The following is an 11,976-nucleotide window of genomic DNA, read 5'->3' on the forward strand; positions in this document are numbered from 1 at the left end:
GAGGGCTCAGCCGCCGACCGGCGCATGCCGGCCGGGTCCGATGCTCCCGCTTCCTGTCAGCAGGTAACAGGCACACCGGGGCGAACGCCGAGCGGGTCCGCCGCCGATCGGTGATGCATGCCCGGCTGGCACAATCGGGCTGGCAGCAGCCCTTCGGCTGCGACTTCAGCAGGGGATCGCCATGTTTCTGAACAGAAGGTGGCAGCGCAAGGACCGGCTTTGCGTCGGCCCGGCGCGCATAGACCGGCAGACGATGACATACGTGGTGCTGCGCCTTGTCATCGTTTCCGGCGTCTTTCTCGCGATCGCGATCGGTGCACGGGGGCTGCAGGCCGCCCCGTCGCGAACTCTCGACCTCTCCGTCAGCCAGGGACGGATGCTGCATCTCGACAGGCCGGCCGCTTCGGTCTTCGTGGCCGATCCGGACATCGCCGACCTCAAGGTCGTCACGCCCAATGCGGTCTACGTGTTCGGCAAGAAGCCGGGCGTCACCAATCTCATCGCCCTGTCCCCCAACAACGAGCTGCAGGCCGAGGTGAGGCTGCGCGTCGTCGTCGACAGTACGCCGCCGAACGAGGCCGTCGGCGCGCTTCAGCCGCAGTCGAACGTCGACGTCTCGCTGTTCGGCAAGCGCCTCGTCGCGCGCGGGAACACGGGCTCCGTGGCCGAGGCGATCGATGTCGGCGAGGTGGCCAACGCCTATTCGCCGGACGGGCAGACGCCCTACAACAGGACGACCGTCGCCGGATCCCAGCAGGTCAACATCCGCGTCCGCTTCGCCGAGATCTCGCGCAACGATCTCACGGTGCTCGGCATCGACTGGAACCTCGCCTTCCGCGCCGGCTTCTTTTCGCTCGGCACGGTCAACAAGGGGGGCGGCGGGAGTGGCGGCTTCGGTTCCGTCAATGTCGACGTGCTGGTGCAGGCCCTGCAGCGCAACGGCATCATGACCGTGCTGGCCGAGCCCAACCTGACGGCCGTGACGGGGCAGGAGGCGACCTTCCTCGCAGGCGGGGAGATTCCCATCCCGGTGCCGGGCCAGAACCAGGCGCTCTCCATCAGCTACAAGCCGTTCGGCGTCTCCCTGGCCTTCACGCCGATCCTCCTGCAGGAGGACCGCATCGCGCTGCGCGTGCGGCCGGAGGTCAGTACGCTGTCCGCGGCCGGTGCCGTCCAGTTGCGCGGGCTCGAGATTCCCGCCCTTTCCGTGCGCCGGGCGGAAACGACGGTGGAGGTGGCGAGCGGCCAGACCTTCGCCATCGCCGGCCTCTTCCAGCGCAACCTCGCCCAGTCGCTGGAGAAGATCCCGATGATCGGCGATCTGCCGGTGCTAGGGGCGCTCTTCCGCTCGCAAAGCTTTCGCCGGGACGAGAGCGAACTCGTCATCCTCATCACGCCCTACATCGTGTCCCCGGTGGGCGACAAGCGCCTGGCGACGCCACTCGACAGGCCACGACGGGCGCTTGGCCAGCAGGCCGCTGCGCGGGTGGTCAAGGGGCCATCCTCCGGCCTCATCTTCAAGTAACGCGGAGAAGGGACCATGACGATGATTGCGCGACACCGCGCTGCCGCCGCGTTGGCAGGCGGCCTTGCCGCAGTCCTGGCGGTTTCCGGCTGCGCGCGGACGCCGCCCGACTATTCGCCGCATTACGGCAATGCGGCCGGACGCGCCGGGCGCTCCGCAGTGACCGTGCCGGTCAGCGGCCTCGTCCCGGAGGCGTGCATGATTCCGGACCCGACGGAGACAAGCGACCTAGGGCCCTTCCTGCCGCCGGGCTGCGCCAATGCCTACAACCTGATGCGCATGTCGGAACGCCAGCGCGATCTCGTCTACGGCCGCCGCATGGGCCGCGCGCCCGGCCTGCCGACCTTCCGCGCAGCACAGCAATACTTGACGGGCGGTGAGCGCGACCCCGGCAAGAGCGTGTCGGCCGACAAGTGACGGACCGTCCCTCACGTCTCAGATCATCACGGTGCCGAGGGCCGCGCCCTTGGCCCTGGCATCGCCCGAGGTCGCGATTGTCCTCGCCTGGGACAGCAGCTTGTCGACGTCGCCCTGGCCGAGGCCGCCATGGGCCGTCTTCCGGGCCTCGGCGGCCTTGCCGGTCAGGCCGAGCACGAGCACCCGGGCGCGGATGTGCCGCTCCTCCGCCGTCGGCTGGGCGACGACCTCGGCGATGAGCGCCTGTGCTTCGACGTCCCGGCGGGCGAGGGCGGCGACGAGGGCGAGATTGGTCTTGATATCGAGGTCCTGGCCATCGAGCGCGAGGGCCTTGCGATAGGCCGCCTCGGCCTCGGCGAAACCGCCGGCGAGCGTGTGGGCGACGCCGAGGCGGTTGTAGGCGGCGGCGCTGCCGACCTGGGGCGCCGCCTTGGCGATGAGCGCCAGGGCCTGCGCCGTCTCGCCCTTGCGCAACTTGGCCGAGCCGAGGCCGAGCAGGACCGCGGCATCCGCCGGCTTCAGCCTGAGGGCGGTGGAATAGGCGCGCTCGGCACGTTCGTTCTCGCCAAGCCCCAAATAGGCGTCGGCGAGGCGGGTGTGGAGCGCGGCATCGTCGCCGGCGATCTCGCCTGCGCGATCGTAGAGCGCGAGCGCGGTCTGCGTCTCGCCGCGTCGGGCGATATCCTCGGCGAGGAAGATGAGGCGTCCGGCCTGCGATGTCTCAGCCGCGATGGTCGCGGCCGCCTGCGTGCCGGGGCCGGCCGTCATGCAGCCGCCAAGCCAGATCGCGAGGAATGCGGCCGTCGCCGGTGATCCAGGCCCGTGAACCATGCAGCCCCTCCCACAATCGACACAGGCGGCGCGTGGCAGCGCCGCACATCAGACGTCGTGTCGATTGCTAGCGGACTGCCCCGCCGGCAGGCGCGGGCGGAGCAGTCGACTTGAAGGCAGCCTGTGCACGTGGTGCGGACGGGGTCCGATCGGCAAACGCGCTCTCAGGCCTCGCGGACGGCAACGAGGCCCTTCGGCTCACGGGCGACCACGAGCGGGTTGCGCAGCGGGCGGCCGAAGCCTTCAGCCTCGATCTCGAAGATATCGCCCTCCTGCGTGCGCACGCCGTCGGCGAAGCTCAGGGTCGCCGTACCGAAGTAGTGAACGTGCACGTCGCCGGGGACACGGTGCTCGGCATACTTGAAGTGGTGATGCTCGAGGTTGGCGAAGCTGTGCGACATGTTGGCCTCGCCCGTGACGAAGGGCTTCTCCCACAGCACCGCGCCGTCGCGGCGGATGCGGCTCGTGCCGCGGATGTCGGCGGGCGGCGGGCCGATGAGCACCTCGGGGCCGAAGCTGCTCTGGCGCAGCTTGGAATGGGCGAGGAAGAGGTAGTTCTTGCGCTCCGTGACGTGGTCGGAGAACTCGTTGCCGAGCGCGAAGCCAACGCGCACGGGCGTGCCGTCCGGGGCGATGACGTAGAGGCCGGCGAGCTCCGGCTCCTCGCCTGCGTCCTCGGCGAAAGCCGGAGAGACGAGCGGGGCACCCGGGGGTACGATGAAGCGGCCGTTGCCCTTATAGAACCATTCGGGCTGTACACCGACGCTGCCCGCGGCCGGGCGCCCGCCCTCCATCCCCCAACGGAACATCTTCATGGAATCCGTCAGTGCCGCCTCGTCGGCCTCGACCGTCGCCTTGTGCATCTTGTCGCGCGTGTCGGCGCTGCCGAGATGGGTGAGGCCCGTGCCGGTGACATGACAGCGGGTCTCGTCCGGATGGTCGATGGGCGGCAGCAGGCGGCGGTCGGCGATGACGGCGTCGTAGTCGACGCTCTTGTCGCCGAGCCGTCTGCGCACGAGGTCGACGAGTGGCGTGTTCGCCGCCACCGCGTCGAGCGCCAGCGCATAGACGCTCTGCGTATCGTTGAGCACGGCAAGGCGGCGGCCGTCGTCGGACGGCACGCCGACGCGCCGCATGCCGGCTTCATCGAAGAACTGAACGAGGCGAAGGGACATCGGCATTCCTCCCGTCATCAGTGGTTGTCGCGCGGCACGGCCGAGCCGCTCTTGCCGACGAGGAAGTCGAGGTCGGCACCGTCGTTGGCCTGCAGCACGTGGTCGACATAGAGCTTGACGTAGCCGCGGTCGGTGTGCGGCGCCGGCGGCTGCCAGGCGGCGCGGCGGCTGGCGAGCTCCTCGTCGGAGACGTGCAGGGTGAGGCTGCGCGCGGCGACGTCGAGCGTGATCATGTCGCCGCTGCGAACAAGGGCGAGGGGCCCGCCGGCGGCGGCCTCGGGCGCCGTGTGCAGCACCACCGTGCCATAGGCCGTGCCCGACATGCGCGCGTCGGAGATGCGGATCATGTCGGTGATGCCCTTCTTGAGGATTTTGGGCGGCAGCGGCATGTTGCCGACCTCGGCCATGCCGGGATAGCCCTTGGGCCCGCAATTCTTGAGCACCATGACACAGGTCTCGTCGATGTCGAGGTTCTCGTCGTCGATGCGGGCGTGGAAGTCCTCGATGTCTTCGAAGACGACGGCCCGGCCGGTGTGCTTCATGAGATGCGGCGAGGCCGCCGAAGGCTTGATGATGGCGCCATCGGGGGCGAGGTTGCCGCGCAGCACGGCGATGCCCGCGTCCGGCTTGAACGGCGCATCGAAGCTGTGGATCACCTCGCGGTTCCAGCACGGCGCGTTCTCGTTGTTCTCCCAGATGGTGCGGCCGTTGACGGTGAGCGCATCCTTGTTGAGGAGGCCGCGCTCGCCGAGCTCGCGCAGCACCGCCGGCAGGCCGCCGGCCTCGTAGAAGTCCTCCATCAGGAAGCGGCCCGACGGCATCAGGTCGACAAGGCAGTGCACGTCGCGGCCGAGCTCATCCCAGTCGTCGAGGTCGAGCTCGACGCCGATGCGGCGCGCCATGGCGATGAGATGGATGACGGCATTGGTCGAGCCGCCGATGCCGGCATTGGCGCGGATGGCATTCTCGAACGCTTCGCGCGTCAGGATCTTCGACAGGACCACATCCTGGTTGACCATCTCGACGATGCGCCGGCCGGCCTCGCGCGCGAGGTGATTGCGGCGCGCGTCGACGGCGGGGATGGCGGCGTTGCCCGGCATGCCGACGCCGAGCGCCTCCACCATGCAGGCCATGGTCGAGGCCGTGCCCATGGTCATGCAGTGACCGTGCGAGCGGTGCATGCAGGCCTCGGCCTCGTGGAACTCCTCGAGCGTCATCTTGCCGGCGCGCACGTCCTCGCTCATCGACCAGGTGTTGGTGCCCGAGCCGATGTGCTTGCCGCGGTAGATGCCACGCAGCATGGGGCCGCCGGAGATGCCGATGGTGGGCAGGTCGACGCTCGCCGCGCCCATGAGGAGCGCGGGCGTGGTCTTGTCGCAGCCCATGAGCAGCACGACGCCGTCGAGCGGGTTGGCGCGGATCGATTCCTCCACGTCCATCGAGGCGAGGTTGCGGTAGAGCATGGCGGTGGGGCGTAGCAGCGTCTCGCCCAGCGACATCACCGGGAATTCGAGCGGGAAGCCGCCGGCCTCCAGAATGCCCCAGCGCACGTGCTCGGCGATGGTCTTGAAGTGCGAGTTGCAGGGGGTGAGCTCGGACCAGGTGTTGCAGATGCCGATGACCGGGCGACCGTCGAACTGGTCCTGCGGGAAGCCGCGGTTCTTCATCCACGAGCGGTAGAGGAAGCCGTGCTTGTCCTGCTTGCCGAACCACTCCTGGCTGCGGAGCTTCTTCTTTGTGCCGTTGCTCATGTGGTAAGGGTCCTTTTCCCGGCGTCGATCAGTTGGCGGGGTTGCGGCGCTCGAGCTCGACGAGGAGCCCCGAGTGGTCGAGGTCGCCGGCATTGGCGAGGAGGCCGCGGAAGAGGTCGGCTGTCGCGGCCGTGAAGGGCGTTGCCGCCAAGCCGAGGCGCTCGGCGGCATCGAGGGCGTTGTCGAGGTCCTTGAGATGCGTGACGGAGCGGCCCTTGGTGGTGAAGTCGCGCTCCACCATGCGGGCCCCATGCAGGTCGAGCACGCGGCTCTCCGCGAAGCCGCCGCGCAGGGCCTCGCGCACCTTGGCCGGATCGGCGCCGCCGCGCGCGGCGAGCATCAGCGCCTCGGCCACGGCGCCGATGGTGACGCCGACGATGATCTGGTTGGCGAGCTTGGCGAGCTGGCCGGCACCATGGGGGCCAACGCGCGTCGCCCGGCCCATGGGTGCGAAGACGCGCGCGATGCGGTCGAAGACCGTTTCGTCGCCGCCCACCATGATGGCGAGCGTGCCCTCTTCGGCGCCCACCGTGCCGCCGGACACAGGCGCATCGAGATAGGCGATGCCCTTTTCGGCGAGACGCGCTGCATGGTCCTGTGCTTCGGCCGGCTTGATCGAGCTCATGTCGATGAGGACGGCACCGGGCCGCATGGCGCCGGCGACGCCCTGGGCGAAGACGACGTCCTCGACGATGGGGCCGTTCTCCAGCATGGTGATGACGATCTCGGCCTCCGCCGCCGCCGCGGCGGCACTGCCGGCGACACGCGCGCCGAGCGGGGCGAGCGCCTCGGCCCTCTCGCGTGAGCGGTTCCACAGGACCAGCGGCCAGCCGGCCTCGATCAGGCGGCGCGCTTGGCGCGCGCCCATAAGGCCGAGGCCGAGAAAGGCGACGGTCGGCTTGGTGTCGGTCATCGATCCATCCTCGCACATTCCTCCGATACATCCGGCCGGCTCTGCCAGTTGGCGGCGCAGCTCTTGAGAATGGCTCTAGACGAAAGATCGATAACCGACTAATCGCTTTCTTCGATCAATCGATATAAAAATGGATATCGATATGGCGACAGGGGAGCGGGTGACGGTTGCTGCGTTACCAGCGCTGGAGGCGGCCGTGCGGCGGCTCAAGCTGCGCCAGTTGCAACTGCTCGTCGCGATCGGCGAGTACGGCAACCTGCACCGCGCGGCGGAGGCGGTGCACATCAGCCAGCCTGCGGCGTCCAAGTTGCTCGCCCAAGTGGAAGAGGCGTTAGGCAGCAGCCTCTTCGAGCGCCTGCCGCGTGGCCTCAGGCCGACCGCGGCTGGCGACGCGCTGCTGCGCCGGGCGGGCAACATCGTCGCCGAATTGTCGGCAGCGGGCGAGGAACTGGCGGCCATCGCCAGCGGTCGCGGCGGGCGCGTGCGCCTCGGCTCCATCGTCGGTGCGGTGCCGGGCCTCATCAGCGCCACGGCCGTGTCGCTGCACCGCGCGAGCGACCCGATCGCCCTGTCGCTCGTTCTCGGCACGAGCGGCACATTGCTCGCGGCGCTGCGCGAGCGGCGGCTCGACCTCGTCGTCGGGCGCATCCCCGTGACGAGCGAGCGGCACGACCTGTCGTTCGAATTCCTCGTCGACGAGCGGCAGGTGGTGGTCTGCCGGGCCGATCACCCCATCGCCATGCGGGCGGCGGACCTTGCGTTGCGCGACCTTGACCTGCGCTATCTGATGGGCGCGCCCTGGGTGGTGCACCCGCCCGGCAGTGTGCTGCACGCACGTTTCGAGGACATGTTGCGGCGGGCGGGCCTACCCTCGCCGGCGAAGGCGATCGAGACCGATTCTGTCGACATCACCATCAACCTGCTGCTGGCGGGCGACTTCCTTGCCGTGCTGCCGCGCAACACGGTGGCGCCCTGGATCGAGCGTGGCTTTCTCGCTGTTCTGCCGGTGGAGCTGTCGCTCGATCTTGGGGCGGTCGGCATCATCACGCTGATCGACCGTCCCCTGTCACGCGCGGCCGAGCGTGTCGTCGAGGGCCTGCGGCGCCATGCGCAGGCCGGCGAAGGTCAGCCGAGCGAGCCGTAGCGCTCCCGGAGATAGGCGTAGAGCGCCCGCGCGCCCTGGACCTCGCCGCCCTCCGGCCGCCCGGGCTTCGTCGAGGGGTTCCAGGCATAGATGTCGAGATGGGCGTAGGCCGTCGCCTTCTCGACGAAGCGCTGGAGGAAGAGGGCGGCGGTGATGGCGCCTGCGAATCCACCGCTCGAGACGTTGTTCACCTGCGCGACCTTCGATTCCAGCATGGAATCGTAGGCGCCCCACAGCGGCAGGCGCCACAGCGGGTCGTTGACGGCGAGGCCGAGGCGCTGCAGGTCGCCGGCGAGGCCCTCGTCGCGGGTGAAGAGCGGCGGCAGGTCCGGGCCGAGGGCGACGCGCGCGGCGCCGGTCAGCGTGGCGAAATCGACGATGAGCTCAGGCGCCTCCTCGTCGGCGAGGGCGAGCGCATCGGCGAGGATGAGCCGGCCCTCGGCGTCGGTATTGCCGATCTCGACCGTGATGCCCTTTCGGCTCTGAAGGATGTCGCCGGGCCGGAAGGCGGCGCCGGAAATGGCGTTCTCGACCGCCGGGACGATGAGGCGCAGACGCACGGGCAGGCGTGCGTCCATGATCATCTGAGCGAGCGCGATGGCGGCTGCGGCGCCGCCCATGTCCTTCTTCATCAGCAGCATGGCGCTGGAGGGCTTGATGTCGAGCCCGCCGGTGTCGAAGGCGACCCCCTTGCCGACGAGGGTGATCTTGGGCGCATCGGCGGCGCCCCAGGTGAGGTCGACGAGACGCGGCGGCACCGCCGAGGCGCGGCCGACCGCATGGATCATCGGCAGGTTCTGCTTCAGGAGTTCGTCGCCGACGATCGTTCGCACCTCGGCGCCGAAGCGCGTGCCGAGCGCCCGGATCGCCTCCTCGATGCCGTCCGGGCCAAGGTCGTTGGTCGGTGTGTTGACGAGGTCGCGCCCGAGCGTCACCGCCTCGGCGATCCGCGCCAGTTCGTCGCCGTCGATACCTTCGGGCAGGACGATACGGCAGCCGCCGTCCTTCTTGTCCCGATAGCGGTCGAAGCGATAGGCGCCGAGGAGAAAGGCAAGGGTGGCCGTCTCGGCCGTGCCGGGCGGCAGCGTGGCGAAGTGATAGGTGCCCTCGGGCAAGAGGCCGGGCAGCTTGCCGGCCAGGAAGGGATCCGCCCGGCGGCTGTCCGCGGGATCAATGCCGAACAGCACGGCGGCGATGGCGCCCTCGGCATCGGGCAGCGCGAGATAGCGTCCCGGCTTCGGCGCGAAACCGTGCGCCTCGGCGAAGGCGCGGGCACTCGCCGGCAGGCTGTCGCGCACGCCCGGCCAGCTCTCCGGCTGCACGAGGTGAACGGCGATGGAAGGGGTGTCGATGGCGGCGACGAGCGCGTGCACGGTCACGGGTCCTCCTCTATGAACCCGTCGTCGATAGCACGGGCGTAGCGCCGCCGCGAGGGCGGTGGGGCCAGCGGGCAGGCCGACGCGCCCCGGCAGGGAGGGAGAGTCATCCGGGCGGCATTCCATCTGCGCCGCCGCGGGGCACCGGATCACAGATCCTTCTGCATCATGAGCAGGTCGAGCGCGCGGCCGAACTTGCGGCCGATGCCTTCGAGGCGGCCGACCTCGCGGAAGCCGAAGCGGGTGTGGAGGGCTCGCGAGGGATCGTTCGGCAGGCCGATGGCGGCCACCATCACCGCGCGTCCGTCGCGCCTCGCTTCCGCAATGAGTGCCTCCATCAGCGCGGTTGCCACGCCGCGGCGCTGGAAGGCCTCGCCCACGTAGATGGAGCTCTCGACCGTAAGATCATAGCCTGCCCCGCTGCGGAACGGGCCGTAGGTGGCGAAGCCGGCGACCTGCGCCGCGTCGCTGGCCGGAGGCAGCTCCGCGACAAGGACAGGAAAGCCCTTGTGCGTGCGCTCCCGGAACCAGCCGAGCCGTTCGTCGAGATCGGCCGGCTCGTGGCGCCAGATGGCGAGGCTGTTGAGGATGTGGTGGTTGTGCAGGGCGAGGATGGCGGGAACGTCCGCCTCGCGTGCGTGACGGATGGTCGGCATGCGTCAGAGCTTCTTGTAGAAGAAAGTGGTGGCTGCGGGCACGCCGTCGGTCGCCAGCGCATGGTCCGGCACCACCCCGAACGCCTGCCAGCCGCAGGCGCGGTAGAGGGCTTCGCCGGCACTGCCCGTCTGCGTGTCGAGGAGGAGGAGCGTGCGCCTGGCGGTGCGGGCCGCCTCTTCCGCCGCGCTCAGCAGGCTCCTGCCGATGCCGCGGCGGCGGTGGCGCGCGAGCACCAGCATCTTGCCGATCTCCGCTCGGTGCGGCGCATTGGGCTGATGGGCATAGGTGAGGATGACGGTGCCGACGATGCGGCCACCCTCCTCCGCGACGAAGAGCACGCGGCTGCCGTCACTGATGCCCGGCAACTGGCTGCGCCAGAAGGCGGCAGCCTCCTGCGCCGTCAGGCCGGCGAGGAAGTTGACCGAGGCGCCGTGCACCACGGCATCGACGAGCACGGCGGCGAGCTCGCCGAGCCGGGCAGTCGCCTCGCCGGCCGTCAGCGGGCGGATGGCGACGGGTCCCGTGGGCGACCCGTCAGTGACGGTGGCGACTTCGTTCATGGCGTCTCAGCCCTTGCGCTCATCGATCGGGGCGAGCACGACGGCGTAGCGTACCGGCCGCGTGCCCGGGTTGTGGTAGACGTTGGGGCGGTCGAGCCGCATGTGCAGGCAGTCGCCCGCGTGGAGCAGGAAGACCTCGTCACCGATCGTCTTCTCCAGCGTGCCGTCGAGCACCCAGACATGCTGGTCGATGCCACGCGACAGCCAGGGGTGGTCGAAGGCGACCCGCGCGCCAGGCGGCAGGGTCACGTCGACGATCTCGACCGGCGAGCCGGTGCCGGATGGCGAGACGGCGCGCCGCACGTAGCCGGTTTCAGGATCCTGCCAGACGGGCTGATCCCCGGCGCGCTGCAAAGGACTCGCCACCGGCGTCTCGCGGGCGAAGAGTGAAGCGAGGCTCACGCCGAGCCCGGCGCACAGCCGGCCCAGCAGCACGGCGGTGGGGCTCGATTCCCCGCGCTCGATGCGGGAGATCATGGCACGGCTGATGCCTGCCTGCTCCGCGAGCGCTTCGAGCGTCAGCCCCGCCTTGCGGCGCAGCCCCTTCAGCCTGCGGCCGAGCGCCCTGGCGATATCGTCGTCGGTCAGCTGCTTTTCCATCATATGAGAATTATCTTCTCGTATATTGGAATCTGGAAGCCCGAAGAATGGGCAGGGATGCCTGCACAATAGGCATTGACACTGCCGGTCTCTTGGGCCGCTGGGCAGCGGAGAGACGACGCGAGGCGCGGTTCATCGCTCCGCCGCTCCGGTTAACGCCTCGTTAGGGTTAACGATCTATCAATTGCATCGGGCGCATTGATGCGATGTCAGTATGGGGGCGATCATGGCGGCTCAATCGTGCAGGCCGGCTGCGCTGCGCCGGATGTTCATGGGCGTCTGGCGTGCTGGGGCGGTGGCGACTCTCGCCCTGTCGCTTGCCGGCTGCCTGTCGCGCGACGACGTCACCGGCTCGATCGGTCTCATCGGCTCGCGTGCGGCCGAGCCGCAAGCGCCGACGGCGCGCGGCGAGGCCGAGTGGCGTGCCGCCGCGCAGGAGTGGGGCAAGCGCTACGAGGCGCGACCGACGGACAGGCAGGCTGCGCTCAATTATGCGCAGGCGCTGCGCGCGCTCGACCAGCGTTCGCAGGCCGTTGCGGTGCTGCAGCAGGCGGCGCTGCACAGTCCCACGGACCACGACGTGCTGGCCGCCTACGGCAAGGCGCTCATCGACGTCGGGCGTTTCAAGGAGGCGGAGGGCGTGCTCGCTCGCGCCCATACGCCCGACAAGCCCGACTGGCGCGTTCTGTCGGCGCAGGGCACGGTGGCCGACCAGCTCGGCGACCATGTGGCGGCCCAGCGCTACTATCTCACGGCTCTCAAGATCGTGCCGGGTGAGCCAAGCGTCTTGTCAAACCTTGGCCTATCCTATGCCCTCGCGAAGCAGCCCGCCGAGGCCGAGCGCGTGCTGCGGCAGGCGGCCGCACATCCGCAGGCGGATGGGCGCGTGAAGCAGAACCTGGCGCTGGTGCTAGCGTTGCAAGGCAAGATGGGCGAGGCCGAGCAGGTGTTGGCCCAGAGCCTACCGCCGGCCGAGGTCGCGGCCAACATGGCCTATCTGCGCCAGGCGGCCGGCCGTCGCAGTTGA

At 69.6% G+C, this 11,976-nt stretch carries 12 protein-coding genes; 4 read left to right on the plus strand and 8 right to left on the minus strand.

The annotated features are described in order from the left end of the window. The first annotated feature begins 181 nt into the window (after positions 1-181). Positions 182-1,525, plus strand: a complete 1,344-nt coding sequence (locus tag P2T65_RS14340) for a type II and III secretion system protein family protein (protein WP_276200051.1) — start codon at positions 182-184, stop codon at positions 1,523-1,525. Positions 1,526-1,540: 15 nt separating this feature from the next. Continuing rightward, the gene (locus tag P2T65_RS14345) at positions 1,541-1,942 is read left to right on the plus strand and encodes a hypothetical protein (protein WP_245282659.1); all 402 of its coding nucleotides are present in this window, start codon (positions 1,541-1,543) and stop codon (positions 1,940-1,942) included. A gap of 18 nt (positions 1,943-1,960) precedes the next feature. Here the strand turns inward: P2T65_RS14345 and P2T65_RS14350 are convergent, their stop codons facing one another. From P2T65_RS14350 to P2T65_RS14365, 4 genes are all read right to left on the minus strand, one after another. Further along, positions 1,961-2,773 (minus strand): tetratricopeptide repeat protein, encoded by an 813-nt coding sequence (locus P2T65_RS14350; RefSeq protein WP_063189772.1) that lies wholly within the window; start codon positions 2,771-2,773, stop codon positions 1,961-1,963. Between the two features lie 164 nt (positions 2,774-2,937). Further along, positions 2,938-3,948: an AraD1 family protein gene (gene araD1 / locus P2T65_RS14355; RefSeq protein ID WP_063189774.1), complete on the minus strand. Its 1,011-nt coding sequence runs from the start codon at positions 3,946-3,948 to the stop codon at positions 2,938-2,940. 17 nt (positions 3,949-3,965) lie between these two features. Continuing rightward, complete coding sequence (locus P2T65_RS14360) at positions 3,966-5,699, minus strand: IlvD/Edd family dehydratase (protein WP_055460134.1); 1,734 nt, start codon at positions 5,697-5,699, stop codon at positions 3,966-3,968. Positions 5,700-5,727: 28 nt separating this feature from the next. Next, entirely contained in the window at positions 5,728-6,612 is an 885-nt protein-coding gene (locus P2T65_RS14365; protein WP_071924306.1) for an NAD(P)-dependent oxidoreductase, read from the minus strand. A gap of 130 nt (positions 6,613-6,742) precedes the next feature. On the opposite strand from P2T65_RS14365, the gene P2T65_RS14370 reads away from it, so the two are divergent. After that, positions 6,743-7,756 carry a LysR substrate-binding domain-containing protein gene (locus tag P2T65_RS14370; RefSeq protein WP_083586009.1) on the plus strand — a complete coding sequence of 338 codons (1,014 nt, stop codon included), beginning with the start codon at positions 6,743-6,745 and terminating at the stop codon, positions 7,754-7,756. Here P2T65_RS14370 and P2T65_RS14375 read toward each other — a convergent pair. The 4 genes from P2T65_RS14375 to P2T65_RS14390 form a co-directional block, all read right to left on the minus strand. After that, a complete protein-coding gene (locus P2T65_RS14375; RefSeq protein WP_096335295.1) occupies positions 7,738-9,078 on the minus strand; it encodes a leucyl aminopeptidase family protein in 1,341 nt (446 codons plus the stop codon). The two genes, P2T65_RS14370 and P2T65_RS14375, sit on opposite strands and share 19 nt — an antisense overlap. A gap of 203 nt (positions 9,079-9,281) precedes the next feature. Next, positions 9,282-9,788 (minus strand): GNAT family N-acetyltransferase, encoded by a 507-nt coding sequence (locus P2T65_RS14380; protein ID WP_055460137.1) that lies wholly within the window; start codon positions 9,786-9,788, stop codon positions 9,282-9,284. Between the two features lie 3 nt (positions 9,789-9,791). Further along, positions 9,792-10,349, minus strand: coding sequence for a GNAT family N-acetyltransferase (locus tag P2T65_RS14385; RefSeq protein ID WP_063189779.1), 558 nt, complete (start codon positions 10,347-10,349; stop codon positions 9,792-9,794). 6 nt (positions 10,350-10,355) lie between these two features. Then, on the minus strand, positions 10,356-10,952 hold the full coding sequence (locus P2T65_RS14390) for an XRE family transcriptional regulator (RefSeq protein ID WP_055460139.1): 597 nt from the start codon (positions 10,950-10,952) through the stop codon (positions 10,356-10,358). Positions 10,953-11,220: 268 nt separating this feature from the next. Between P2T65_RS14390 and P2T65_RS14395 the strand changes: the two genes are divergently transcribed. Continuing rightward, on the plus strand, positions 11,221-11,976 hold the full coding sequence (locus P2T65_RS14395) for a tetratricopeptide repeat protein (RefSeq protein ID WP_276200052.1): 756 nt from the start codon (positions 11,221-11,223) through the stop codon (positions 11,974-11,976).

Origin of the sequence: Chelatococcus sp. XZ-Ab1, from assembly GCF_029309855.1 — a bacterium.
Taxonomy (GTDB): domain Bacteria; phylum Pseudomonadota; class Alphaproteobacteria; order Rhizobiales; family Beijerinckiaceae; genus Chelatococcus_A; species Chelatococcus_A sambhunathii.

What these genes read in the sequence shown, in the direction of transcription:
- P2T65_RS14340 (WP_276200051.1), top strand. Translation starts at nt 182, where the DNA reads ATGTTTCTGAACAGAAGGTGGCAGCGCAAGGACCGGCTTTGCGTCGGC.
- P2T65_RS14345 (WP_245282659.1), top strand. Translation starts at nt 1,541, where the DNA reads ATGACGATGATTGCGCGACACCGCGCTGCCGCCGCGTTGGCAGGCGGC.
- P2T65_RS14350 (WP_063189772.1), bottom strand. Translation starts at nt 2,773, where the DNA reads ATGGTTCACGGGCCTGGATCACCGGCGACGGCCGCATTCCTCGCGATC.
- araD1 (WP_063189774.1), bottom strand. Translation starts at nt 3,948, where the DNA reads ATGTCCCTTCGCCTCGTTCAGTTCTTCGATGAAGCCGGCATGCGGCGC.
- P2T65_RS14360 (WP_055460134.1), bottom strand. Translation starts at nt 5,699, where the DNA reads ATGAGCAACGGCACAAAGAAGAAGCTCCGCAGCCAGGAGTGGTTCGGC.
- P2T65_RS14365 (WP_071924306.1), bottom strand. Translation starts at nt 6,612, where the DNA reads ATGACCGACACCAAGCCGACCGTCGCCTTTCTCGGCCTCGGCCTTATG.
- P2T65_RS14370 (WP_083586009.1), top strand. Translation starts at nt 6,743, where the DNA reads ATGGATATCGATATGGCGACAGGGGAGCGGGTGACGGTTGCTGCGTTA.
- P2T65_RS14380 (WP_055460137.1), bottom strand. Translation starts at nt 9,788, where the DNA reads ATGCCGACCATCCGTCACGCACGCGAGGCGGACGTTCCCGCCATCCTC.
- P2T65_RS14385 (WP_063189779.1), bottom strand. Translation starts at nt 10,349, where the DNA reads ATGAACGAAGTCGCCACCGTCACTGACGGGTCGCCCACGGGACCCGTC.
- P2T65_RS14390 (WP_055460139.1), bottom strand. Translation starts at nt 10,952, where the DNA reads ATGATGGAAAAGCAGCTGACCGACGACGATATCGCCAGGGCGCTCGGC.
- P2T65_RS14395 (WP_276200052.1), top strand. Translation starts at nt 11,221, where the DNA reads ATGGGCGTCTGGCGTGCTGGGGCGGTGGCGACTCTCGCCCTGTCGCTT.